This is a genomic window from Streptomyces triculaminicus, from assembly GCF_017349075.1.
Taxonomy (GTDB): domain Bacteria; phylum Actinomycetota; class Actinomycetes; order Streptomycetales; family Streptomycetaceae; genus Streptomyces; species Streptomyces triculaminicus.
Window position 1 is genome coordinate 75,329 of the sequence record NZ_JAFMOF010000005.1, and the last position, 23,979, is coordinate 99,307.

The window sequence follows — 23,979 nt, forward strand, 5'->3', positions numbered from 1 at the left end:
GTCTCCCGGGCGGGGTCAGCCCGCCAGGCAGGACGGCCCGAGCAGCTGCTTCAGGTCACCGAAGAGCGCCGGGTCGGGCGTCACCCGGTGCCGGTCCAGGCGGAGCACGGTGGTCTTGCGGGCCCCCTGGAGCTTGATCCGCACCTCGGTCGAGCCCCGGTGGTGACTGAGGACCTGGCCGAGCCGCTCGACCAGCGGCGGGGTGACCTTCACCGTGGGGATGGAGATGATCACCGGTGCGTTGGTGCCGGCGTTGGACAGGTCGGGGACCATCAGCTCCATGGCGACCAGGCGCGGGATGTCCTCGCGCTTGTCCAGGCGCCCCTTGACGAAGACGACGGCGTCCTCGACGAGCTGGGTGGAGACCAGCTGGTAGGTGGCGGGGAAGAACATGCAGTCGATGGAGCCGGCCAGGTCCTCGACGGTGGCGATGGCCCAGGCGTTGCCCTGCTTGGTCATCTTGCGCTGCAGGCCGGAGATGATGCCGCCGATGGTCACGATCGCGCCGTCGGCGTGCTCACCGCCGGTGAGCTGGGAGATAGAGGCGTCGGCCTTGTCGTTGAGGACGTGCTCGATGCCGAAGAGCGGGTGGTCGGAGACGTAGAGGCCGAGCATCTCGCGCTCCTGGGCGAGCAGGTAGGACTTCTCCCACTCGAGGTCGGAGAACTCCACGTCCAGCCCGAAGCCGGGACCCTCGTCGGCGCTCTCGTCGCCCATGCCGCCGAAGAGGTCGAACTGCCCCTCGGCCTCCTTGCGCTTGACCTGCACCACGTTGTCGATCATCGGTTCGTAGTGCGCGGTGAGGCCCTTGCGGGTGTGCCCCATGGTGTCGAAGGCGCCGGCCTTGATCAGCGATTCGACGGTGCGCTTGTTGCAGACGACGGCCTCGACCTTGTCGAGGAAGTCGGGGAAGGAGGTGTACTTTCCCTTGGACTTGCGGCAGCGAATGATCGAGTCCACGACGTTGGCGCCGACGTTGCGCACGGCGGTCAGGCCGAAGAGGATCACGTCGTCGCCCTGGGCGGCGAAGTTGGCCTCGGACTCGTTGACGTTCGGCGGGAGCACCTTGATGCCCATGCGACGGCACTCGTTGAGGTAGGTCGCCGACTTGTCCTTGTCGTCCTTGACGGACGTCAGCAGGGCGGCCATGTACTCGGCGGGGTGGTTGGCCTTGAGGTAGGCGGTCCAGTACGAGACCAGGCCGTACGCGGCGGAGTGGGCCTTGTTGAAGGCGTAGCCGGCGAAGGGGACCAGGACGTCCCACAGGGCCTGGATGGCCTCGTCGGAGAAGCCCTTCTTGGTCGCGCCCTCCTTGAAGAAGACGAAGTTCTTCGCCAGCTCGTCGGGCTTCTTCTTGCCCATGACGCGGCGGAGGATGTCGGCCTCGCCGAGCGAGTAGCCGGCGACGATCTGGGCGGCCTTCTGCACCTGCTCCTGGTAGACGATCAGACCGTAGGTGACGCCGAGGACCTCCTCGAGGGGCTCCTTCAGCTCCGGGTGGATCGGGGTGATCTCCTGCTGGCCGTTCTTGCGCAGCGCGTAGTTCGTGTGCGAGTTCATGCCCATCGGGCCCGGCCGGTACAGGGCGGACACGGCGGAGATGTCTTCGAAGTTGTCGGGCTTCATCAGCCGCAGCAGGGACCGCATGGGCCCGCCGTCGAACTGGAAGACGCCGAGGGTGTCGCCGCGCTGGAGCAGCTCGAAGGTCGTGGGGTCGTCGAGCGGCAGGCTCAGGAGATCGATGTCGATCCCCTTGTTGGCCTTCACCATCTTGACGGCGTCGTCCATGATCGTGAGGTTGCGCAGGCCGAGGAAGTCCATCTTCAGCAGGCCGAGCGACTCACAGCTCGGGTAGTCCCACTGCGTGATGGTCACACCGTCGGAGTGGCGCACCCAGACCGGGACGTGGTCGGTGATCGTCTCGCTGGACATGATCACACCGGCCGCGTGCACGCCCATCTGCCGGACCAGGCCCTCGACGCCCATCGCGGTGTCGATGACCTTCTTGACGTCCGGCTCGTTCTCGTACATCGAGCGGACCTCGCCCGCCTCGCTGTAACGCGGGTGCTTCGGGTCGGTGATGCCGGAGAGCGGGATGCCCTTGCCGAGGACGTCGGCGGGCATCGCCTTGGTGATGCGGTCGCCCATGGCGTAGGGGTAGCCGAGGACGCGCGCGGAGTCCTTGATGGCGTTCTTGGCCTTGATCGTGCCGTACGTGCCGATCATGGCGACCTTGTCGGCGCCGTACTTCTCGGTGACGTACCGGATCACCTCGGCGCGCCGGCGCTCGTCGAAGTCGATGTCGACATCGGGCATGGAGATGCGCTCGGGGTTCAGGAACCGCTCGAAGATCAGGCCGTGCGGGATCGGGTCGAGGTCGGTGATGCCCATGGCGTACGCGACGATCGAGCCGGCCGCGGAGCCACGGCCGGGGCCGACGGCGATGCCCTGGTTCTTGGCCCACATGATGAAGTCGGCGACCACGAGGAAGTAGCCCGGGAAGCCCATCGAGATGATGGTGTCCATCTCGTACTCGACCTGCTTCATGCGGTCCTCGGGGATGCCGCCCGGGAAGCGGCGGTGCATGCCCCGCATGGTCTCCTCGCGGAACCAGGTGACCTCGGTGTAGCCGTCGGGGATGTCGAACTTGGGCATCAGGTTCCGGAACTGGAACATGCCCTCGGTGTCGACCTGGTCGGCGACCAGCTGGGTGTTCGCGCAGCCCTGCTGCCAGGCGTCCGAGGAGTCGATGGCGTACATCTCGTCCGTGGACTTCAGGTAGTAGCCGGAGCCGTCGAAGCGGAAGCGGTCGGGGTCGGAGAGGTTCTTGCCGGTCTGGATGCACAGCAGCGCGTCGTGGGCGGTGGCCTCGTGCGCGTAGGTGTAGTGCGAGTCGTTGGTGACCAGCGGCGGGATGCCGAGCTTCTTGCCGATCTCCAGCAGTCCGTCGCGGACCCGGCGCTCGATCTCGATGCCGTGGTCCATCAGCTCGAGGAAGTACCGGTCCTTGCCGAAGATGTCCTGGTACTCGGAGGCGGACTTCAGGGCCTCGTCGAACTGGCCGAGGCGCAGCCGGGTCTGCAGCTCGCCGGAGGGGCAGCCGGTGGAGGCGATGAGCCCCTCGGACCACTGGCTGATGGTCTCCTTGTCCATGCGCGGCCACTTGGTCAGCCAGCCCTCGGCGTAGGCGTCGGAGGACAGCCGGAAGAGGTTGTGCAGGCCGGTGGCGTTGGCCGCCCAGATCGTCTTGTGGGTGTAACCACCGGAGCCGGAGACGTCGTCCCGCTTCTGGTGCGGCTGGCCCCACTGGATCCTGCGCTTGTTGCGCCGGGACTCGGGGGCGACGTAGGCCTCGATGCCGATGATCGGAGTGATCCCGGCCTTCTGGGCGGAGTGGAAGAAGTCGTACGCGCCGTGGAGGTTGCCGTGGTCGGACATGGCGATGTGTGTCATGCCCATCTCATTGCAGGCATTGAACATGTCCTTCAGCCGCGCGGCACCGTCCAGCAGCGAGTACTGGGTGTGGACGTGCAGGTGCGTGAACGGCGTCTTGGCCACGGTGGAGGACCTCCGGGGGGCAGCGGGACGGAACGGGGCAGTTTCGAAGGTTACCGGCCCCCACCGACAGTCGCGGGCACACGCCGGTAGCCTCGGCCGTTGAGGACGGCAGCACATCTGTCCGCCCCATGACCTTCACCAGGAGGACCCACCGATGGCGACCGAGCACGACCGGGCCACGCAGCGCGGCGAGGAGATCCTCGCCGTTTTCGACACCGCCTTCGGTGAGCTGCTCGCGGCCGACCCGGCCGCCTTCCGGGTCAAGTTCCGGAAGATGGCCGCCTCGGCCTTCGCCTTCTACCGCGGCACGGCCTGCCTCTTCTACTCCGACCTGGACCACGAGCGCGACGCCGGCCCGTACCTGGACGACCGCACCAGCCGGGTGTGGATCCACGGCGACCTGCACGCCGAGAACTTCGGCACGTACATGGACGCCAACGGCCGCCTGGTCTTCAACGTCAACGACTTCGACGAGGCCTACGTCGGCCCCTTCACCTGGGACCTCAAGCGCTTCGCCGCCTCCCTGGCCCTGCTGGGGTACACCAAGGCGCTCAGCGACGAGAAGATCTCCGAGCTGGTGCGGATCTACGCCGCCGCCTACCGCGAGCGCGTCCACGCCCTGGCCACCGGCGCCAAGGACCACGAGCTGCCGCCGTTCACGCTCGACACCGCCGACGGCCCGCTGCTGGACGCCCTGCGCGAGGCCCGCTCGATGACCCGCTTCGGGCTGCTGGCCTCGATGACGGAGATCAGGGACTTCGACCGGCGATTCCTGGCCGACGACGGCGCGATCGAGCTCGACGCCGCCACCCGCTACAAGATCCTCGCGGCCTTCGACGGCTACCTGGAGACCCTCCCCGGCTCCAGCCTGGCCCGCCCCGACTCCTACCGCGTCAAGGACGTCGTCGGCCGCCGGGGCGTCGGCATCGGCAGCGCCGGCCTGCCCTCGTACAACATCCTCCTCGAGGGCAACAGCGACGCCCTGGAGAACGACGTCGTCATCTACATGAAGCAGGCGCAGACCCCTGCGGTCTCCCGGCACATCACCGACCCCGAGGTGCGCGGCTACTTCCAGCACGAGGGCCACCGCACGGTGATCTCCCAGCGCGCCCTGCAGGCCCACGCCGACCCGTGGCTGGGCTGGACGGAGATCCAGGAGGGGGGCAGGCGCTACGGGCAGCTGGTCGCCGAGATCTCCCCGTACGCCGTCGACCTGGACTGGTCCGACATCGACGACCCGGCGGAGATCGCCACCGTCGTCGCCGACCTGGGCCGCGCCACCGCCACCATGCACGCCGCCGCCGACGACCAGAGCGGCCACTCGCTGGTGCCGTTCTCCACCGAGCGCGCCATCGACGCCGTCATCGCCGCCGACGAGGAGGGCTTCGCCGAGCTGCTGGTCGACTTCGCCCACACCTACGGCGCCCGGGCCCGCGCGGACCACCAGATCTTCGTGGACCTCTTCCGCAACGGCAGGATCCCCGGGCTTTAGCCACGGCTTTACGCACGGCATGGCACACTCGGCCCTCATGGACATATCGGCGGCACGGTTGCGGGCACTGCGCGCAGCGCTGTTCACAGCGCTGTGCGTGCTGCTGTCCGCGGCCTCCCACGTGCTGCTGTCCGGCCGGGCGCTGCCCGTGGCGGCCGTCACCGGGGCGGGGGCGGGCGTCTTCGCGCTGGCCTACGCCCTGGCCGGCCGCGAGCGCGGCTACGGGCGCATCGCCGCCCTCCTCGTCCCGCTGCAGCTGGCGGTCGGCGCGCTCTTCGCCGCCGGCCAGGACACCTGCTACGGCCGCCCCGGCCACCCCTCCCCCGGCGCGCTGACCTGGCTGTGCAACGGCAGCATGGGCACCCCCCTGGCCCGCTGGGCCGACCCGGGCGCCGCCCTCTGGCTGCTGCTCGCCGGGCACGTCGCCCTCGGCCTGCTGGCCGCCGCCTGGCTGCGGCGCGGCGAGGCGGCCCTCGGCCGGCTGCTGCGTGCAGCGGCAGCGGCCGCCTTCCGGCCGCTGCGGATGGCCACCACCACCGCCGCGGGCGTACGGCCGCGGCGCCGCGCCCTGCCGCGCCCCGCGCGCGACGGCCGGCCGGCCCGGCTCCTGCCGCTGCTCGTCCACTCCGTCGTGCGCCGCGGTCCGCCGGCCGGGCACGCCCTCGCCGCCTGAGGGCCCCGGACACCGACAGCACCGTACGGACGCACCACGGAGACATCACCACCATGAGCAAGCGCAACACCTGGGAGAACAAGCAGAGCGCCCGCGAGCGGCTGCGCGCCGAGCGCGAGCAGCAGGCGAAGCGGGACCGCACCCGCCGCCAGTTCGTCGTGGGCGGCGCCATCGTCGGCGTGCTCGCGATAGCCGGCGGCATCGGCTACGCCGCGACCCAGCTGGGCGGCGCCAGCTCCAAGAGCACCAACGCCGCCTGGAAGGCCGCCGCCGACCAGACCCTGGTCAAGCCCGCCAACACCGGCGGCGACAAGGGCACCGAGATCGTGATCGGCAAGAAGGACGCCAAGCACACCCTGGACATCTTCCAGGACATGCGCTGCCCGGTCTGCTCGGTCTTCGAGCAGAACGTCGGCGACACGATCGACAAGGACATCAAGGACGGCAAGTACAAGGTCTCGTACCACGTCGGCACCTTCCTCGACCGCAACCCCGCGATCGCCGGCACCGGTTCGAAGAACGCCCTCAGCGCGCTGGGCGCGGCGCTCAACGTCAACCCCGAGGCGTTCAGCGCGTACAACAAGGCGCTCTACTCCAAGGCGAACCACCCCGAGGAGACCAAGGACGACTTCGCCGACGACGCGGTCCTGCTGAAGGTCGCCCAGCAGGTGCCGGCGCTCAAGGGCAACGCCGCCTTCGAGAAGGACGTCAAGGACGGCACCTTCGACAAGTGGGCGCTGGAGATGTCCGACTCCTTCGACAAGGTCAAGGACGTCACCGGCACGCCGACGCTCAAGCTCGACGGCAAGAAGGTCACCTACGAGAGCGAGCAGGGCAAGGGCGTTCCGATGACCCCCGAGCAGTTCGGCTCGGCCGTCGGCGAGCAGCTGAAGTAGCCCTGGGGGGCCGGGCGGCCGTCCCCTCCACCGATGCCGAATCTTGACACGACACCCGGCAGGGGCCGTGGCACACTCGGCGTCATGGAGGGGACGGGAGTTCGGTTCAGGGCGGTACGCGCCGCGCTGTTCACGGCGTTGTGCGTCACCCTGTCCGCCACCTCCCACGTCCTGCTCTCCCACGCGCCGCTGCCGGCGGCCACGGTCGCCGGGCTGTCGGCGGCGTTCTTCACGATCGCCTACGCGCTGGCCGGCCGCGAGCGCGGCTACGGATCGATAGCCGCGCTGCTGGTCCCGCTGGAGCTGGCGGCGGACACCGTGTTCACCACCGGCCAGCACGCCTGCTACGGCCAGGCCGGCGGCCCGGTGGCGGGGCCGCTGCACTCGATGGGCGTCGATCTGGTCTGCCGCGGCGGCGAGTTCGGCACCCCGCTGGCGGCGGGCCAGGCCGCCGCGAACTCCGCCACCCCCTGGCTGCTGCTCGCCGCGCACGTCGCGGTCGGGCTGCTGGCCGCCGCCTGGCTGCGCCGCGGCGAGGTGGCGCTGGCCCGGCTGGTGCGCGCGGTGGCCGCCGTCGCCTTCCGGCCACTACTGCCGGCCCTGGCCGCGCTCACGCCGTCCGCCCCGGCCGGCGCCCGCCCGCGGCCCGTGCGCGACACGCTCGCCGCGCGCACCCTCCCCCTCCTCGTGCACTCCGTCGTACGGCGGGGACCGCCGCTGTGCCCGGCATCCGCCTGAGCACAGCACCGCACCGCCTTCGGTCCCATCGCCCGTACGCCCACGGAGGGTTCACGTCATGAGCACCCGCAACAACCCGCAGAACAAGGCCGCCGCCCGCGAGCGGCTGCGCGCCGAGCGCGAGCGCCAGGCCAAGAAGGACAAGGCGCGCCGGAAGATCCTGGTCGGGGTGGGCGTCGTCGCCGTCCTGGCGATCGCCGCCGGAGTCGGCGTGGTCGTCACCAACGCCACCAGCGGCGGCAAGAACAACAAGGTCACCAGCGAGGACTGGGTCTCCGCGGCCAAGAAGGCGGAGTTCAAGGCGCCCGCCAACACCTCCGGGGACAAGGGCACCACGGTCGTCATCGGCAAGCAGGACGCCAAGAACACCCTCGAGGTCTTCGAGGACATGCGCTGCCCGATCTGCTCCGGCTTCGAGCAGAACGTCGGCGAGGTGGTCCTCAAGGACGTCAAGGACGGCAAGTACAAGGCGCAGTACCGGATCGGCACCTTCCTGGACCGCAACCCGATGATCAAGGGTTCGGGCTCCAAGAACGCGCTCAGCGCGCTGGGCGCCGCGCTGAACGTCAGCCCGGAGGCCTTCCTGGAGTACAAGAAGGCGCTGTTCGCGCAGAAGAACCACCCCGACGAGCGGGACGACGCCTTCTCCGACGACGGCAAGCTGCTCGACGTCGCCGCGCAGGTCCCGGCGCTCAAGGGCAACGCCGCCTTCGAGAAGGACGTCAAGGACGGCACCTACGACAAGTGGGCGCTGGCCGTCTCCGACTCCTTCGACACGTTCGTCGGCCCGGACAAGGAAATCAAGGGCACCCCGGGCCTGAAGCTCAACGGCAAGGTGCTGGGCGACGAGCGGGGTCAGGCCCCGCAGGCGCCGGACATGTTCAAGACCCTGGTGGAGCAGAACCTGAAGAAGTAACAATGAGCGACGGGTGGGCGAACTCTTGCGTAACGCGCCCACCCGAGGCCTTACCGGCGGTTGTGACCGGCCGGTAAGGTGACGGCCCGTGACATCCCACGACATATCACGGCGCACTGCCGTCACGGCCGTCGCCGCCACCGCGACCGCCGCCCTGCTCCCGGCGGCCTCCGCCCAGGCGGCCGTCGCCGCCACCGACTCCCCCGCGGGAACCTCCACCGCCCCCGTCTTCGCGCACGGCGTGGCCTCCGGCGACCCGCTGCCCGACGGCGTCCTGCTGTGGACCCGGGTCACCCCCGAGCCCGACGCCGTCCCCGGATCCGGCCGCGGCCCGGCCGTCGACGTCGCCTGGCAGGTCGCCGAGGACGACGGGTTCACCCGCGTCGTCGCGCAGGGCACGGTCTCCGCGACGGCCGCCACCGACCACACCGTCAAGGCGGACGTGCGCGGACTGCGCCCGGCCACCGGCTACTTCTTCCGGTTCACCTGCGGCGGCGTCAGCTCCCCCACCGCCCGCACCCGCACGGCCCCCGCCCACGACGCGGCCGTACCCGGCATCCGCTTCGGCGTGGTCTCCTGCGCCAACTGGGAGTCCGGCCACTTCTCGGCCTACCGTCACCTCGCCGCCCGCCGCGACCTGGACGCGGTCTTCCACCTCGGCGACTACATCTACGAGTACGGCACCGGGCAGTACCCGGCGCCCAAGTACGTCGTCCGGCCGCACGAGCCCGCCCACGAGATCGTCACCCTCGCCGACTACCGCACCCGGCACGGGCGTTACAAGACCGACCCCGACCTGCAGGCGCTGCACCACGCGCACCCGGTCGTGGCCATCTGGGACGACCACGAGTTCGCCAACGACGCCTGGACGGGCGGCGCGGAGAACCACACCCCGGGCACCGAGGGCGACTGGGCCGCGCGCGTCGCGGCCGCCAAGAAGGCGTACTTCGAGTGGATGCCCGTACGCCCCTCCGTCGAGGGCACCACCTACCGGCGGCTGCGCTTCGGCAAGCTCGCCGACCTCCACCTGCTGGACCTGAGATCCTTCCGCTCGCAGCAGGTCAAGCCCGGCAGCGGCAAGGTCGACGACCCCGAGCGCACCATCACCGGCCGCGCCCAGCTGGACTGGCTCAAGGAGGGGCTGGCGTCCTCGGACACCGCCTGGCGCCTCGTCGGCAACCCGGTCATGATCTCCCCGGTCGCCTTCGGCGCCCTGCCCGCCCACCTCCTGGAGCCGCTGGCGAAGCTGCTGGGGCTGCCCTCGGGCGGCGTGACCATCAACTCCGACCAGTGGGACGGCTACACCGACGACCGGCGGGAGCTGATAGCCCACCTGAACGACCGCGGCATCTCCAACACCGTCTTCCTGACCGGCGACATCCACATGGCGTGGGCCAACGACGTGCCGACGAAGGCCGCGACCTACCCGCTGTCCTCCTCGGCCGCCACGGAGTTCGTGGTGACCTCGGTGTCCTCGGACAACCTCGACGACCTCCTGCACGTGGCGCCGCACACGGTCTCCCTGGCCGCGGCCACGGCCCTCAAGGCCGCCAACCGGCACGTGAAGTGGCTCGACATGGACTCGCACGGCTACGGCGTCCTCGACGTGACCGCCGAGCAGGCGCAGATGGACTACTACGTGCTCTCCGACAAGGCGGACCCGGCGGCCACGGCCTCCTGGGCCCGCTCCTACCGGACCCGTTCCAAGACCCAGCGAGTGGAGCGGGCCGACGCACCCGTGCGCTAGCCAGGCACGCTCTCGGAACGGCCGGCGCCGATGTCCTCGAGGAAGCCGAGCGCCACCCGCCAGGTGGCCTCGGCGGCCTCGGCGTCGTAGTCCGGCAGCTCCGGGTCGGTGAACAGGTGGCCCGCACCGTGGTAGCGGTGCACCTCCACGTCCGCACCGGCCCGGCCCATCCGCAGGTACCAGGCGTTGAGCCAGTCGTGCGGCTCGAACGGGTCGGGGTCGGCGACGTGCAGCTGCACGGGCAGCTCGTCCACGGCCGTGTCCTCGGCGATGTCCGAGGTGCCGTGCAGGAGCAGCAGGCCGCGCGCCTTGTCGTCGTTCAGCGCCAGGTTCTGCGCGATCGAGCCGCCGAGCGAGAACCCGGCGTAGACCACGCCCCGCTCCGACAGCGGCGCGGCCGCGGTCACGGCGCGGCGCAGCAGCTCCTCGTGGCCGATCTCGTCCTTGACGGCCATGCCGTCCTCGACGGTCTCCGCCGTCCGGCCCTCGTAGAGGTCGGGTACGTGTACCTCGTGCCCGGCGGCGCGCAGGCGGTCGGCGGCGGCGTGGACCGCGGGCCGCAGTCCGTAGGCCGAATGAAACAGGACGATCGTGGTAGGGGACGCCACTGGAGGTCACTTCCTTACAGCTGTGGGAGCACCGCCCAGCGTCAGCTGGGGGAGCGTCCTCCCATCGTGCCAGCTAGGTTCGGAAGGAGCGGAGGTGCCCATGGAGCACATACTGCGCCCCCTGGCGGTCGTCGGCGCGGCGGTGCTGATCACGCTGCTGGCGGGCTGGGTCGCGGACCAGGTGGTCCGGCGGATCGGGGTGCGCCATCCGGAGACGCCGCTGTGGGGGCTGCTGGGCCGCTGCCGGGTGCCGGTGCGGCTGGTGCTGTGCGCGGCGCTGCTGCGGGCCGGCTACCCCTGGGCGGAGCTGTCCCCGTGGTACGCGACGGCCGTGGGGCAGGTGCTGACCCTGATACTCATCGGGGCCTGCGCCTGGCTGACCGTCCGGGTGGCCACGGCGGTGGTCGAATCCACCTACGCGCGCTACGCCGCCGGCGCCCAGGACCCGGCGCGGGTGCGGCGGGTGCGGACGCAGGTCACGCTGATCCAGCGGGTGGTGACGGCCGCGGTGACGGTCGTCGCGGTGGGCGCCATGCTGCTGACCTTCCCGGCCATGCGGACGGCGGGCGCGTCCCTGCTGGCCTCGGCCGGGGTCATCGGCATCGTCGCCGGTATCGCCGCCCAGTCGACGCTGGGCAATCTCTTCGCCGGCCTGCAGATCGCCTTCGGCGACATGGTGCGCATCGGCGACACGGTCGTCGTCGAGGGGCAGTGGGGCACCGTCGAGGAGATCACGCTCACCTATCTGGTGGTGCGCACCTGGGACGAGCGCCGCCTGACCATGCCGGTGTCGTACTTCACCAGCAAGCCGTTCGAGAACTGGTCGCGCGGGGACCCCCGGATGACGGGCACCGTCTTCTTCCACCTGGACCACGCCGCCCCCGTCGACCTGATGCGCGAACACCTGCACGATGTGCTCAAGGCGTCCCTCGAGTGGGACGAGCGGGCCTGGAACCTGGTGGTCACGGACACCACGCCCACCTCGATCGAGGTCCGGGCGCTGCTGACGGCCCGCAACGCCGACGACATCTGGGCTCTGCGCTGCGTGGTGCGCGAGGAGCTGATCTCCTGGCTGCGCCGCGAGCACCCCTACGCGCTGCCGCGGATCGCCACCGCGCCCGCGCCCGGCCCGGCCCAGGCGCCCGCCCGCGAGCAGGCCCCGCCGTCCTCCGGCGACATGGGGCCGGGCCCGGGGACGACGTGAGAGGCACGACGTGAGGGCACCGGCCCGGGGGCCCGCCGATCAGATGCCGCGCAGGGTGCGGTCGTCCAGGTGCCGCAGCACCCTGTCGACCACCTCGGGGTCCATTCCCGGCTCGCTGCGTGCCGCCAGCACCTCGTGCCGGGCCGCCGACAGCAGCTGCCCCTGCACCCGGTGGAGCGTCCGCAGCCGCTCCACGCGCTGCGCGTGGGCGTCGCGGCGCTCCTCGTCGACCATGTCGGGGCTGATGCGGGCGCCCATGTCGTAGGCGCGCCGGCCGAGCATCTCCATCATGTCCTCGGGGAGGTCCTCGTCCTCGACGATCTCCAGCAGGCGGTGCCGGGCCGCCTTCGCCGCCCGGGCGGCCAGCTGCCGCTCCAGTTCCCGGCTCACGTCGGTGTCGGCGCGCACCCCCAGCAGCCGGACCAGCCAGGGCAGGGTCAGGCCCTGGACGACGAGGGTGGCGATGATGACGGCGAAGGCGATGAAGAGAATCTCGTCGCGGGCCGGGAAGGGGGTCTTGTCCGCCATGGTGAGGGGGATGGCCAGGGCCAGCGCCACGGTGGCCACGCCGCGCATCCCCGACCACCATGTCACCACCGTCTCGCGCCAGCTCAGCAGGACCTCCTCCTCGGTGTCCCGGCGCTTGTGCAGCTTCTTGGTCAGCCACGCGGCGGGCAGCAGCCACAGCAGCCGTACGCCCACCACCACGGCCACGATGGCGGCGCCGATGCCCAGCATCTCGCCCCAGCGGCCGGAGGCGGTGCTGATGGCGTTGTGCAGCTCCAGGCCGACCAGGCCGAAGGCCGCGCCGGTGACGAGGGTGTCGACGACCTCCCAGAAGGTGTGGCCGGCCAGCCGGCCGAGGACGTCGTCGGGGTCGTGGGCGTACTCGGCCAGGAAGAGGGCGGTGGTGAGGACCGCGAGGACGCCGGAGCCCTTGAGCTCCTCGGCCAGGACGTAGGAGACGAACGGCACCAGCAGGGTGAGGCCGATCTGGAGGGTGGCGTCCCCGAGGACGTCCATCAGCCGTTTGGCCAGCCAGCCGAGCCCGAGGCCGACGGCGACGGCCACCACGGCGGACAGCACCAGTTCGGCGAGCGCGCTCGGCAGCGAGAAGTGGCCGCTGACGGCGGCCGCGATGGCCACGTGGTAGAGCACGATGGCCGTGACGTCGTTGAAGAGCCCCTCGCCCTCCAGGATGGAGACCAGGCGGCGCGGCAGTCCGAGGGAGCCCGCGACGGCGGTGGCGGCGACCGGGTCCGGCGGGGCCACGAGCGCGCCCAGCGCCACGGCGGCGGGCAGCGAGAGCCCGGGCACGATCGCGTCGGCGACGGCGGCGACGGCCGCGGTGGTGACGAAGACGAGCGCGACCGCCAGCAGGAAGATCGGCCGCTTGTTGGCCGCGAACTGCCGCCACGAGGTGCGCTGGGCGGTGGCGTAGAGCAGGGGCGGCAGCACCAGCGGGAGGATGAACTCCGGCGGGATGTCCACGTTGGGCACGAACGGCAGCAGGGCGAGGACGATCCCGCCGATCGTCATCAGGACCGGGGAGGGCACCCCCAGCCGGTCCCCCAGCGGAACCGTGACCAGCGCCCCCAGCAGCAGGACGAACAGCAGGGCGAGCTGGTCCACGGATTACCCCCGGGCCGGGTCGGTGCGGTGGAACTGGCTTTCAAGCCTGCCGCACCGGCCCGGAGGCCGCCTTACGAGCTTTCGGCGCGCACCGTGTCCAGGGCGTGCTGCAGGTCCTCGGGGTAGGCGCTCTCGAACTCCACCCAGCGGCCGTCCTCGGGGTGCTCGAAGCCGAGCCGCATCGCGTGCAGCCACTGGCGGGTGAGCTTCAGCCGCTTGGCGAGCGTGGGGTCGGCGCCGTAGGTGAGGTCGCCGACGCACGGGTGACGGTGGGCGGACATGTGCACGCGGATCTGGTGCGTGCGGCCGGTCTCCAGCTTGATGTCCAGCAGGCTCGCGGCCCGGAACGCCTCGATGAGGTCGTAGTGGGTCACCGACGGCTTGCCCTCGGCGACGACCGCCCACTTGTAGTCGTGGTTGGGGTGGCGGCCGATGGGGGCGTCGATCGTGCCGCTCATCGGGTCCGGGTGGCCCTGGACCAGCGCGTGGTAGCGCTTGTCGACCGTGCGCTCGCGGAACTGCTGCTTGAGCAGGGTGTAGGCGCGCTCGGACTTGGCGACGACCATCAGGCCGGAGGTGCCGACGTCCAGGCGGTGCACGATGCCCTGACGCTCGGCGGCGCCCGAGGTGGAGATGCGGTATCCCGCGGCGGCGAGCCCGCCGATCACGGTGGGGCCCGTCCAGCCGGGGCTGGGGTGGGCGGCCACGCCGACGGGCTTGACGATCACGACGATGTCGTCGTCGTCATGGACGATCTCCATGCCCTCGACGGGCTCGGCGACGATCTGCACCGGCGCGGGCGGCGCGGGGAGCTCGACCTCGAGCCAGGCCCCGCCGGTGACCCGGTCGGACTTCCCGGCCTCGGCCCCGTCGAGCTGGACCTTGCCCGAGGCCGCGAGCTCGGCGGCCTTGGTGCGGGAAAAACCGAACATACGGGCGATCGCGGCGTCGACGCGCTCGCCCTCCAGGCCGTCGGGAACGGGAAGGGCGCGGATCTCGGGAATGGTGCTCACCCGTCGAGTATGACGGACGGCCGCGACGGGCCCGTACGCGCGGGCCCGCCGCGGCCGTCCGGCCGGGCCTTCAGTCCTTGTGGACGGTGCCGTCCGGGTCCAGGCCCCGGAAGGAGAGGATCACGATCAGGAAGCCGCCGCAGACGATCGCGGAGTCGGCCAGATTGAAGACCGCGAAGTGCGGGGTGGCGATGAAGTCCACGACCCCGCCCTCGAGGCCGCCGGGCGAGCGGAAGAGCCGGTCGGTGAGGTTGCCGAGCGCCCCGCCCAGCAGCAGGCCCAGGGCGATCGCCCAGGGCAGGCTGTAGAGCTTGCGGGCGATCCGGGCGATCACCACGATCACCGCGCTGGCGATCACCGTGAAGACGATCGTCATCGCCTCGCCGATGCCGAAGGCGGCACCACGGTTGCGGATCACGTCGAGCTGCAGCCACGTGCCGATCACCTGGACCGGGTCGTGGTGCTCCAGCTGGGCCACGACGAACAGCTTGCTGCCGAGGTCGAGAAGGTAGGCGAAGGCGGCCACCGCGAGCAGCACCGCGATGCGTCGCCTGCCCCTGGGCTCGTTCTTCTCGCCCACCGCCGTCGCCCCGTTCGCCCCGGCCGGGCCGGTGGTCCCGGTCGTTCCGGTGGGCCGTCCGGCCTGTTCCGCCTCAGTCACGTGAGTCCCTGATGTCGTCCCTGCTGACTGAGGACGAGGGTACGGCACGCGATGGCGGGCGGGTCAGCGCCGTTCCTGCCGCTGCTTGCACTCCACGCACAGCGTGGCCCGGGGAAATGCCTGCATACGGGCCTTGCCGATCGCTTTGCCGCAGTTCTCGCAGAGGCCGTACGTACCGGCGTCCAGCCGCTCCAGCGCCCGCTCGGCCTGCAGCAGCATCTCCCGGGCGTTCGCGGCCAGCGCCAGCTCGTGCTCGCGGGTGATGTTCTTGGTGCCGGTGTCCGCCTGGTCGTCGCCGGCACCGTCCCCCGAGTCGCGCATCAGGCCGCTGATCGCCTCCTCGGAGTGGGCGATCTCGCCGCGCAGCCGCAGCACGTCGCTCTGCAGCTCGTCGCGCGCCTCGCTCACCTCCGCCGGCGACCAGGGCTCCTCCCCCGGCCGTACGGCGAGCTCACCGGCCCCGGCGGCGGCCGTACGGGCCCCCGGAACCTTCTTCGCGCCCCGCGCCTGACCCATGGTCTTCTTCGCAGCCACCGTTCTGGCTCCCGTCTCCTCAGCGGGCACCGCCGTCGCGGCCGGTGCGGACCCCTCGGCCGTGACGGCCGTGTGCGACGCCGCGGCCCCTCGGGCCACGGCCTTCTTCCCCGGCGCGGATTCCTCCGCACCGGCCGGAGCCCCACTGGCGGGCGCATGCTTCTGCTTCGCCATGGCCCCCTTACCGGCGGCCGCGGGCTTCGTCACCGTGGCAGTCTTCCCCGCCGCGGCGGTCTTTTTCGCCGGTACGGACTTTTTGGCCGACGTGCCTTTCGCCTTGCCGGCGGATACGGCCTTCTCGGGCGGCGCGGCACCGTCCCCCGCCGCAGTGCCGGCGGCTGCCGGTTTCTTCGCCGACGCCGCCTGGGCGGGCGCGGAGCCGCCCGCCACCTGCGCCTTCTTGGCCCCGGCCTTCTTCGCCGACGCCGCCGTGCCGGCCGATGCCGCCTTCTTCGCCGCCGGAGCGGCCGAGGCGGTGGCTTTCCTCGCGGACGCGGGCTTCTTGGCGGACGACGCCTCCTTGGCCACGGCGGCCTTGGTGGCCGGGGTGGCCTTCTTGGCGGACGCGGGCTTCTTTGCCACTGTCCTGTTCGCCGAGGCGGCGGCCTTCTTCGCCGGCGCGGCCTTCTTGGCGGACGACGTCTTCTTGGCGCCCTTGACCGCCGAGTCGGACGCGGTCCCCTTGGCCGAGGCCGTCTTCCCGGCTTTCCCCGCGCCAGCGGAATTCGGCTTCTGCGCCATCGCCGCGATCCCTTCACATTTTATGATCTTGCGCGCGAATCGTGCGGGAACGATAAATCGCCCGGGCGCGCGCGGCAACGGGGCTCGCCGGTCTCCCGCCGTGTGCCCCGCCTCCGGCCCTCAAAATCGGTCTGCCGTGCGTCGCCGGGCCCCTTACACTGGGCGGAGCGAGAGGCGTGGATGGGACCAGTAGCGCCGCACGCAGCCATGAGCGATCCGGGGACGGTGCGAGCCCGGTGGCGTGCGCGGCAGCGAAGATCAGCCCGGAGCCGCCGGAAGAACACCCCGGACAGGGTCAGTAGAACCGGCATCGCGGCCCTAATGAGAGGGCCGGAGGCGCGAGCGGCGTCTGCGGCCAAGGAGGGTGGTACCGCGGGAAGCGCCCGGCACGGCGCGCTCTCGTCCCTCCGACGGACAGCGCAATGACGTTCCGCCGGAGGAAGCCGATGACGCAGTACCGCCAGGTACCCGCACAGGTCGACCTGCCCGCCCTCGAGCACGCCGTGCTCGAGTTCTGGCGTGAGAGCAAGACCTTCGCCCGCACCCTCGACCAGTCCGAGGGCCGCCCCGAGTGGGTGTTCTACGAGGGCCCGCCGACCGCCAACGGCATGCCGGGCGCCCACCACATCGAGGCCCGCGTCTTCAAGGACGTCTTCCCCCGCTTCCGCACCATGCAGGGCTACCACGTGGGCCGGAAGGCCGGCTGGGACTGCCACGGCCTGCCGGTCGAGCTGGCCGTCGAGAAGGAGCTCGGCTTCTCCGGCAAGCAGGACATCGAGAAGTACGGCATCGCCGAGTTCAACGCGAAGTGCCGCGAGTCCGTCACCCGCCACACGGACGCGTTCGCCGAGCTCACCACCCGCATGGGCTATTGGGTCGACCTGGACGACGCCTACCGGACCATGGACCCGGAGTACGTCCAGTCCGTCTGGTGGTCGCTGAAGGAGATCTTCAACAAGGGCCTGCTGGTCCAGGACCACCGCGTGGCCCCCTGGTGCCCCCGCTGCGGCACCGGCCTCTCCGACCACGAGCTGGCGCAGGGCTACGAGACGGTCGTCGACCCGTCCGTCTTCGTCCGCTTCCCGCTGACCTCCGGCCCGCTGGCCGGCGAGGCCTCGCTGCTGGTGTGGACGACCACGCCGTGGACGCTGGTCTCCAACGTGGCCGCCGCCGCGCACCCCGACGTCACCTACGTCGTGGCCACCGACGGCACCGAGAAGCTGGTCGTCGCCGAGCCGCTGCTGGAGAAGGCGCTCGGCGAGGGCTGGACCGCCACCGGCCAGTCGTTCACCGGCCGCGAGATGGAGCGCTGGGCCTACCGCCGCCCGTTCGACCTGGTCGAGCTGGAGAACGCCAACTACGTCGTCAACGCCGAGTACGTCACCACCGAGGACGGCACCGGTCTGGTCCACCAGGCCCCGGCCTTCGGTGAGGACGACCTCAAGACCTGCCGCGCCTACGGCCTGCCCGTGATCAACCCGGTCCGCCCGGACGGCACCTTCGAGGAGGGCGTCGGCCTGGTCGGCGGCCAGTTCTTCAAGAAGGCCGACGAGAAGCTCGTCGCCGACCTCTCCGAGCGCGGCCTGCTCTTCCGGCACGTGGCCTACGAGCACAGCTACCCCCACTGCTGGCGCTGCCACACCGCGCTCCTCTATTACGCCCAGCCGTCCTGGTACATCCGCACCACCGCGGTCAAGGACCGGCTGCTCGAGGAGAACGAGAAGACCAACTGGTTCCCCGAGTCGGTCAAGCACGGCCGCTTCGGCGACTGGCTGAACAACAACATCGACTGGGCGCTCTCCCGCAACCGCTACTGGGGCACCCCGCTGCCCATCTGGCGCTGCGAGGAGAACCACCTCACCTGCGTCGGCTCGCTGGCCGAGCTCACCGAGCTGACCGGCACCGACCAGAGCGGCCTCGACCCGCACCGCCCGTACATCGACGACGTCACCTTCACCTGCACCACCGAGGGCTGCTCGCACACGGCCGTCCGGGTGCCGGAGGTCATCGACGCCTGGTACGACTCGGGTTCGATGCCGTTCGCCCAGTGGGGCTACCCGTACAAGAACAAGGAGCTCTTCGAGCAGCGCTACCCCGCGCAGTTCATCTCCGAGGCCATCGACCAGACCCGTGGCTGGTTCTACACCCTGATGGCCGTCGGCACGCTCGTCTTCGACAAGTCGTCGTACGAGAACGTCGTCTGCCTGGGCCACATCCTCGCCGAGGACGGCCGGAAGATGTCCAAGCACCTGGGCAACATCCTCCAGCCGATCCCCCTGATGGACCAGCACGGCGCCGACGCCGTCCGCTGGTTCATGGCCGCCGGCGGCTCCCCCTGGGCCGCGCGCCGCGTCGGTCACGGCACGATCCAGGAGGTCGTCCGCAAGACGCTCCTCACCTACTGGAACACGGTCGCCTTCCAGGCCCTGTACGCCCGTACGTCCGGCTGGGCGCCGTCCGCGTCCGACCCGGCGCCGGCCGACCGGCCGCTGATCGACCGCTGGCTGCTCAGCGAGCTGAACGCGCTGACCGACCAGGTCACCCAGGCCATGGAGGCCTACGACACCCAGCGCGCGGGCAAGCTGCTGTCGGCCTTCGTGGACGACCTGTCCAACTGGTACGTGCGCCGCTCGCGCCGCCGGTTCTGGCAGGGCGACGCGGCCGCGCTGCGGACGCTGCACGAGGTCGTCGAGACCGTCACGCGGCTGATGGCGCCGCTGGTGCCGTTCATCACCGAGCGGGTGTGGCAGGACCTGATCGTCCCGGTCGACCCGCAGGCCCCGGAGTCGGTCCACCTCTCCACCTGGCCGAAGGCCGACACCGCGCTGATCGACCCGGCGCTGTCCCAGCAGATGCTGCTGGTCCGCCGCCTGGTCGAGCTGGGCCGCGCCACGCGCGCCGAGTCCGGCGTCAAGACGCGCCAGCCGCTCTCCCGCGCGCTGGTCGCCGCGGCCGGCTTCGAGGCGCTCGGCGAGGAGCTGCGCGCGCAGATCGCCGAGGAGCTGAACGTCTCCTCGCTCGCCTCCCTCTCGGAGGTGGGAGGCTCGCTGGTCGACACCACGGCCAAGGCGAACTTCCGTGCCCTGGGCAAGCGGTTCGGCAAGGGCGTCCAGGCGGTGGCCAAGGCCGTCGCCGCGGCCGACGCGGCGGCGCTGTCGCTGGCGCTGCGCGAGGGGAACGCCTCCGTCGAGGTCGACGGCGAGACCGTCGCCCTCGCCCCGGACGAGGTGATCATCACCGAGACGCCGCGCGAGGGCTGGTCGGTGGCCTCCGACTCGGGTGCCACGGTGGCGCTCGACCTGGAGATCACTCCGGAGCTGCGGCGCGCGGGCCTGGCCCGTGACGCGATCCGCCTGATCCAGGAGGCCCGCAAGAACAGCGGCCTGGACGTGGCCGACCGGATCGCCCTGCGGTGGAGCTCCGCCGACGAGGAGACGGTGACCGCTCTGACCGAGCACACCGGCCTCATCTCGGACGAGGTCCTGGCGACCGACTTCGCCACCGGCGACGCGGACGACTCCTACGGTGAGCCGTTCACCGACGAGGGCCTCGGACTGACGTTCCGCCTCCGTAAGGCGTAAGCAGACGGGTGAAGCCCCCCGGCGCCTCGGCGCCGGGGGGCTTTCCCATGCCCCGGGGGCTTTCCCCTGCCCGGGGATGCCCCGCGGGTTCCCGCATCCGGGACATGGGCGCACAAATGGGCCGGGCCCCTGGGATCACCCAGGGGCCCGGCCCATTGATGCCGACGACTACGCGGCCGTCAGTTGTCGTCCTCGTCGATCAGGAAGCCGCGCATCGGCGACGGTGCCTGCATCGGCTGCGGACCCTGCGGTCGCACGGGTGCCATCGGCTGGGTCATCGCCGGCGACATCTGCTGCTGGCCGCCGTACGACGGGGCACCCGTCGACGGACCGCCGTGACCGCCCATGGTCTGGTTGCCGCCCATGGAGTTGCCACCCATGGAGTGACCGCCCATGCCCGCGCCGGCCGAGGCCATCGACCCGCTCATGGAGGGGGCCGGCGGCAGCGACGCGGCCGCGGGGGTGCGCGGCGGGGCCAGCGAGTCGTCCGCCTGGTTCTCCAGCTGACGCAGCTGGCTCTCCAGGTAGGACTTCAGGCGCGTGCGGTACTCGCGCTCGAAGCCGCGCAGGTCCTCGACCTTGCGCTCCAGCGTGGCGCGAGCGGACTCCAGGGAGCCCATCGCGACGCGGTGCTTCTCCTGCGCGTCCCGCTCCAGGGCGTCCGCCTTGGCACGGGCGTCCCGCTCCAGGCCCTCGGCGCGGCTGCGGGCCTCGCCGACGATCTTGTTGGCCTCGGAACGGGCCTCCGCGATCGCCTGGTCGGCCGTCTGCTGCGCGAGCGAGAGGACACGGGCCGCGCTGTCGCCGCCCGGACCGCCCTGACCCGGCTGCGGCAGCTGCGGGGCGCCGCCCATCGGACCGTTCTGCTGCATGGGGTTCTGCCCCATCGGACCGTTCTGCTGCATGGGGTTCTGCCCCATAGGTCCGTTCTGTCCCATGGGTCCGCCCATGGGGCCGCCCATCGGACCGTTCTGTCCCATCGGGCCGGGTCCGTGGGGGCCCTGGGGACCGTGGCCGTGGCCGCCGGGGCCGGCCGGCAGCTGCGGGGCACCGCCCGGAAGCTGCGGCGGGCCGCCCATCTGCTGCTGGTTCGGCGGCACCGGCTGCGGGCCCGATATGGCGGCGGGCACCGGAGCGCCGGGTCGCTGGTCCTGCGGCTCGGGCTTGCGCATGGCCTGCTGCTGGTTCTGCGCGGCGGCACGCGTGGCGGCGGCCAGCTTGGCGCGCAGGTCCTCGTTCTCCCGGAGCAGGCGGGTCAGTTCGGCCTCGACCTCGTCGAGGAAGGCATCGACCTCGTCCTCGTCATAGCCTTCTCGGAGGCGGACGGTCGTGAACTGCTTGTTCCGCACGTCCTCGGGGCTCAGCGGCATCTCTTCTTCACCTCAACGTAGTCGTCGGCAATCGGCAAGACCGTATCGTTCACAGCCGCGTTCACAGCCGGCTCACGACGGTGATCAGGATGTAGACGATGATCATCAGTACGAAGAAGGACAGGTCGAGCGCTACGCCCCCGAGACGCAGCGGCGGGATGACCCGCCGCAGAAGCTTGAGTGGCGGATCGGTGACAGTGTAGGTGGCCTCCAGGAGGACCACCATCGCCTTACCGGGTTGCCATGAGCGGGCGAACTGGAAGACGTAATCCATCACCAGTCGGAAGATCAGCACGATCAGGAAGCAGTACAGCGCGATGTAGATCACCTGCTGTGCGATGCCCATCTCGCGCTTCCCTCTCCCCTTGCTCGTACTCGGCCTGACCGGCCGTTGTCCGGATTGCCCGGTGTTGCGTCTCAGCTCTGGTTGAAGAACCCACCCTCTGCGATGCGGGCCTTGTCCTCCGCCGTGACATCGACGTTAGCAGGAGACAGCAGGAACACCTTCTGCGTCACCCGCTCGATGCTCCCGTGCAGACCGAAGACGAGACCGGCGGCGAAGTCGACGAGTCGCTTCGCGTCGGTGTCGTCCATCTCCGTGAGATTCATGATCACCGGGGTACCTTCGCGGAAGTGTTCCCCGATGGTACGGGCCTCGTTGTAGGTCCGGGGGTGCAATGTCGTGATGCGGTAGGGCTCCCGCTCGGACACAACCTTGGGCATGATCACCGGTGCGTTCTTCTCCAGAGAGTGGCGTTCGGGTGTGATGGACGACACGGGGGCGATTCGGGCGGGTCGTCCCGTTTCCGCTACGAGCGGAGCGGGTTCGCGCTGCGCGGGCGGCTGGGCGACTCGAACCGGTTCGTCCGATTGCGTCTGTTGTGCTTGGTGTGCCTGGTGCTGTCGGCGCCGATCCGGCTCCGGCTCGGGCTCGAACTCGTCATCGGGGTCGAACCCCGGGCCGTCGTACCCATCGTCCTCCACGAGGCCGAGGTAGACCGCCATCTTGCGCATCGCGCCGGCCATTCTCTGCGTCCTCCGCTCTGTGGTGGATCGGCTCCTCAACGGCGCCCGGATCCACGTGGTCCGCCCGCCTTTTGACGGGAATGACCATATTTTCTGCTGTGGTCCGACTTCTTGGCGACGTTACCCGAGCCGGGGTCGGACTCCGAGTACCGCTGAGCCGACACGTACATGTGTCGCACCGGCCGCCACCGCGTCCTCGAGATCCGCGCTCATCCCTGCCGACACCATGTTCGCAGCCGGATGAGCCGCGCGCAGGTGCGTTGAGATTTCCATCAGCCGGTCGAATGCGGCCCGTGGCCTGCCCGCGTACGGGCCGACCAGCGGAGCGACCGTCATGAGTCCGGCGGGCCGGAGCCCTTCCGCCTTGGCGATCACGTCGGCCAGCTCGAGGACTCCGTCGGGAGCGACGCCGCCCCGCTCGCCGCGGCCTCCCGACTCGGCGTCCAGCGCCACCTGGATCAGACAGCCGAGCTCCTGTTCGGCGCGCCCCGCCTTGACGGCCGCCGCGGAGAGTGCGGTCACCAGTCTGTTCCGGTCGATGGAGTGCACCAGACCGGCGTAATTCACCACCGACCGGACCTTGTTCGTCTGCAACTGACCGACGAAGTGCCAGGTAAGGGGCAGATCCGAGCACTCGGCCGCCTTGGGGGCGGCGTCCTGGTCCCGGTTCTCGGCGACCTGACGCACCCCCAGCTCGGCGAGGATCCGCACGTCGCTCGCGGGGTAGGTCTTGGTGACCACGATGAGGGTGACCTCGTCGCGCTGCCGGCCCGCCGCCGCGCACGCCGCGGAGATACGTTCCTCCACACGGGCGAGGTTGTCCGCCAATTGGGTTCTACGGTCCGTCACAGGTCAGCCGTCCAGCCAGACGTAACTCGCGAGCCGGCCGGTGGTGTGTTCGCGCCGGTAGGAGAAGTGGTCCGCCGACTCCAGCGTGCAGACGCCGGACCCGCCGGCGACGGCGACACCCAGTCGGCCGAGCTGGGCGCGGACCCCGGCCGCGATGTCGAGGGCGGGGGTGCCCCGACGGGTGGTGGCCCAGGACTCCGGCACCGCCTCGGCGACCTCGGCGCGCATGGCCTCGGGCACCTCGTAACACAGTCCGCAGACGGAGGGGCCGATGTGGGCGAGGATCCGGTCCGGCTCGGCGCCGAGGCGGACCATCTCCCCGACCACCGCCGGGACGACCCCGGCCAGCAGGCCCGGGCGTCCGGCGTGCGCGGCGCCCGCGATCCCGGCGACCGGGTCGGCCAGCAGGACCGGGGTGCAGTCGGCGGTGAGCACCGCCAGGGCCAGGCCCCGACGGGTCGTCACCAGGGCGTCGACCGCCGGAATCTCACTGTTTGACCCCTCTTGCCAGGGGCCGTCCACCACCGCCACGTCCTTGCCGTGCACCTGGTTCATCCAGACGACGGAGGCCGGGTCGATGCCGAGCGCCCCGGCGGCCAGGGCGCGGTTGGTCCGTACCGCCGCGGGGTCGTCGCCGACCGCGCCGCCGAGGTTGAGCTCCGCATACGGAGCGGCGCTCACCCCGCCCCACCGGTCGGTGAAGGCGAAGTGGGCGCCGCTCGCGTGTGCCACGTCCGGGG

Annotated in this window: 19 protein-coding genes; 8 read left to right on the forward strand and 11 right to left on the reverse strand. The window is 71.0% G+C overall.

Annotated features, from left to right (window positions below):
* Positions 1-15: 15 nt before the first annotated feature.
* Positions 16-3,558, reverse strand: a complete 3,543-nt coding sequence (gene dnaE, locus J1792_RS28680; RefSeq protein WP_086567446.1) for a DNA polymerase III subunit alpha — start codon at positions 3,556-3,558, stop codon at positions 16-18.
* Between the two features lie 154 nt (positions 3,559-3,712).
* Here dnaE and J1792_RS28685 point away from each other — a divergent pair, with 154 nt between their 5' ends.
* From J1792_RS28685 to J1792_RS28710, 6 genes are all read left to right on the forward strand, one after another.
* The gene (locus J1792_RS28685) at positions 3,713-5,050 is read left to right on the forward strand and encodes a DUF2252 domain-containing protein (RefSeq protein ID WP_086567447.1); all 1,338 of its coding nucleotides are present in this window, start codon (positions 3,713-3,715) and stop codon (positions 5,048-5,050) included.
* 37 nt (positions 5,051-5,087) lie between these two features.
* The gene (locus J1792_RS28690) at positions 5,088-5,723 is read left to right on the forward strand and encodes a hypothetical protein (RefSeq protein ID WP_086567495.1); all 636 of its coding nucleotides are present in this window, start codon (positions 5,088-5,090) and stop codon (positions 5,721-5,723) included.
* Positions 5,724-5,776: 53 nt separating this feature from the next.
* Positions 5,777-6,619, forward strand: a complete 843-nt coding sequence (locus J1792_RS28695) for a thioredoxin domain-containing protein (protein WP_207248536.1) — start codon at positions 5,777-5,779, stop codon at positions 6,617-6,619.
* 84 nt (positions 6,620-6,703) lie between these two features.
* Complete coding sequence (locus J1792_RS28700) at positions 6,704-7,357, forward strand: hypothetical protein (RefSeq protein WP_086567451.1); 654 nt, start codon at positions 6,704-6,706, stop codon at positions 7,355-7,357.
* A gap of 58 nt (positions 7,358-7,415) precedes the next feature.
* Positions 7,416-8,273 (forward strand): thioredoxin domain-containing protein, encoded by an 858-nt coding sequence (locus J1792_RS28705; RefSeq protein WP_086567452.1) that lies wholly within the window; start codon positions 7,416-7,418, stop codon positions 8,271-8,273.
* Positions 8,274-8,361: 88 nt separating this feature from the next.
* Positions 8,362-10,020 (forward strand): alkaline phosphatase D family protein, encoded by a 1,659-nt coding sequence (locus tag J1792_RS28710; RefSeq protein WP_086567453.1) that lies wholly within the window; start codon positions 8,362-8,364, stop codon positions 10,018-10,020.
* Here J1792_RS28710 and J1792_RS28715 read toward each other — a convergent pair.
* Positions 10,017-10,628, reverse strand: coding sequence for a dienelactone hydrolase family protein (locus tag J1792_RS28715; protein WP_086567454.1), 612 nt, complete (start codon positions 10,626-10,628; stop codon positions 10,017-10,019). The two genes, J1792_RS28710 and J1792_RS28715, sit on opposite strands and share 4 nt — an antisense overlap.
* Positions 10,629-10,728: 100 nt before the next feature.
* Here J1792_RS28715 and J1792_RS28720 point away from each other — a divergent pair, with 100 nt between their 5' ends.
* On the forward strand, positions 10,729-11,832 hold the full coding sequence (locus tag J1792_RS28720) for a mechanosensitive ion channel family protein (protein WP_086567455.1): 1,104 nt from the start codon (positions 10,729-10,731) through the stop codon (positions 11,830-11,832).
* Between the two features lie 39 nt (positions 11,833-11,871).
* Here the strand turns inward: J1792_RS28720 and J1792_RS28725 are convergent, their stop codons facing one another.
* From J1792_RS28725 to J1792_RS28740, 4 genes are all read right to left on the reverse strand, one after another.
* Positions 11,872-13,464 (reverse strand): Na+/H+ antiporter, encoded by a 1,593-nt coding sequence (locus J1792_RS28725; protein ID WP_086567457.1) that lies wholly within the window; start codon positions 13,462-13,464, stop codon positions 11,872-11,874.
* A 71-nt stretch (positions 13,465-13,535) separates the two neighbouring features.
* Positions 13,536-14,477: an RluA family pseudouridine synthase gene (locus J1792_RS28730; protein ID WP_086567458.1), complete on the reverse strand. Its 942-nt coding sequence runs from the start codon at positions 14,475-14,477 to the stop codon at positions 13,536-13,538.
* A gap of 70 nt (positions 14,478-14,547) precedes the next feature.
* The gene (gene lspA, locus J1792_RS28735; protein WP_107430990.1) at positions 14,548-15,138 is read right to left on the reverse strand and encodes a signal peptidase II; all 591 of its coding nucleotides are present in this window, start codon (positions 15,136-15,138) and stop codon (positions 14,548-14,550) included.
* Positions 15,139-15,201: 63 nt separating this feature from the next.
* Positions 15,202-16,413: a TraR/DksA family transcriptional regulator gene (locus tag J1792_RS28740; RefSeq protein ID WP_086567461.1), complete on the reverse strand. Its 1,212-nt coding sequence runs from the start codon at positions 16,411-16,413 to the stop codon at positions 15,202-15,204.
* 446 nt (positions 16,414-16,859) lie between these two features.
* On the opposite strand from J1792_RS28740, the gene ileS reads away from it, so the two are divergent.
* Positions 16,860-19,994 carry an isoleucine--tRNA ligase gene (ileS, locus tag J1792_RS28745; protein ID WP_086567463.1) on the forward strand — a complete coding sequence of 1,045 codons (3,135 nt, stop codon included), beginning with the start codon at positions 16,860-16,862 and terminating at the stop codon, positions 19,992-19,994.
* Positions 19,995-20,173: 179 nt separating this feature from the next.
* Here the strand turns inward: ileS and J1792_RS28750 are convergent, their stop codons facing one another.
* The 5 genes from J1792_RS28750 to pgeF all read right to left on the reverse strand — a co-directional run bounded on the left by J1792_RS28750 (position 20,174) and on the right by pgeF (position 23,971).
* Positions 20,174-21,364 carry a DivIVA domain-containing protein gene (locus J1792_RS28750; RefSeq protein WP_086567464.1) on the reverse strand — a complete coding sequence of 397 codons (1,191 nt, stop codon included), beginning with the start codon at positions 21,362-21,364 and terminating at the stop codon, positions 20,174-20,176.
* A 61-nt stretch (positions 21,365-21,425) separates the two neighbouring features.
* Positions 21,426-21,710, reverse strand: coding sequence for a YggT family protein (locus tag J1792_RS28755; RefSeq protein ID WP_086567466.1), 285 nt, complete (start codon positions 21,708-21,710; stop codon positions 21,426-21,428).
* A 71-nt stretch (positions 21,711-21,781) separates the two neighbouring features.
* Positions 21,782-22,390, reverse strand: a complete 609-nt coding sequence (locus J1792_RS28760) for a cell division protein SepF (protein ID WP_086567467.1) — start codon at positions 22,388-22,390, stop codon at positions 21,782-21,784.
* 120 nt (positions 22,391-22,510) lie between these two features.
* Positions 22,511-23,239, reverse strand: coding sequence for a YggS family pyridoxal phosphate-dependent enzyme (locus J1792_RS28765; protein ID WP_086567469.1), 729 nt, complete (start codon positions 23,237-23,239; stop codon positions 22,511-22,513).
* 3 nt (positions 23,240-23,242) lie between these two features.
* Positions 23,243-23,971 (reverse strand): peptidoglycan editing factor PgeF, encoded by a 729-nt coding sequence (gene pgeF / locus J1792_RS28770; RefSeq protein WP_086567497.1) that lies wholly within the window; start codon positions 23,969-23,971, stop codon positions 23,243-23,245.
* Positions 23,972-23,979 lie beyond the last annotated feature (8 nt).

Coding starts and splice junctions, on each gene's coding strand:
- J1792_RS28705 (WP_086567452.1), top strand. CDS start 7,416: ATGAGCACCCGCAACAACCCGCAGAACAAGGCCGCCGCCCGCGAGCGG.
- J1792_RS28760 (WP_086567467.1), bottom strand. CDS start 22,390: ATGGCCGGCGCGATGCGCAAGATGGCGGTCTACCTCGGCCTCGTGGAG.
- J1792_RS28690 (WP_086567495.1), top strand. CDS start 5,088: ATGGACATATCGGCGGCACGGTTGCGGGCACTGCGCGCAGCGCTGTTC.
- J1792_RS28755 (WP_086567466.1), bottom strand. CDS start 21,710: ATGGGCATCGCACAGCAGGTGATCTACATCGCGCTGTACTGCTTCCTG.
- J1792_RS28740 (WP_086567461.1), bottom strand. CDS start 16,413: ATGGCGCAGAAGCCGAATTCCGCTGGCGCGGGGAAAGCCGGGAAGACG.
- J1792_RS28695 (WP_207248536.1), top strand. CDS start 5,777: ATGAGCAAGCGCAACACCTGGGAGAACAAGCAGAGCGCCCGCGAGCGG.
- J1792_RS28700 (WP_086567451.1), top strand. CDS start 6,704: ATGGAGGGGACGGGAGTTCGGTTCAGGGCGGTACGCGCCGCGCTGTTC.
- J1792_RS28750 (WP_086567464.1), bottom strand. CDS start 21,364: ATGCCGCTGAGCCCCGAGGACGTGCGGAACAAGCAGTTCACGACCGTC.
- J1792_RS28720 (WP_086567455.1), top strand. CDS start 10,729: ATGGAGCACATACTGCGCCCCCTGGCGGTCGTCGGCGCGGCGGTGCTG.
- J1792_RS28685 (WP_086567447.1), top strand. CDS start 3,713: ATGGCGACCGAGCACGACCGGGCCACGCAGCGCGGCGAGGAGATCCTC.
- ileS (WP_086567463.1), top strand. CDS start 16,860: ATGACGCAGTACCGCCAGGTACCCGCACAGGTCGACCTGCCCGCCCTC.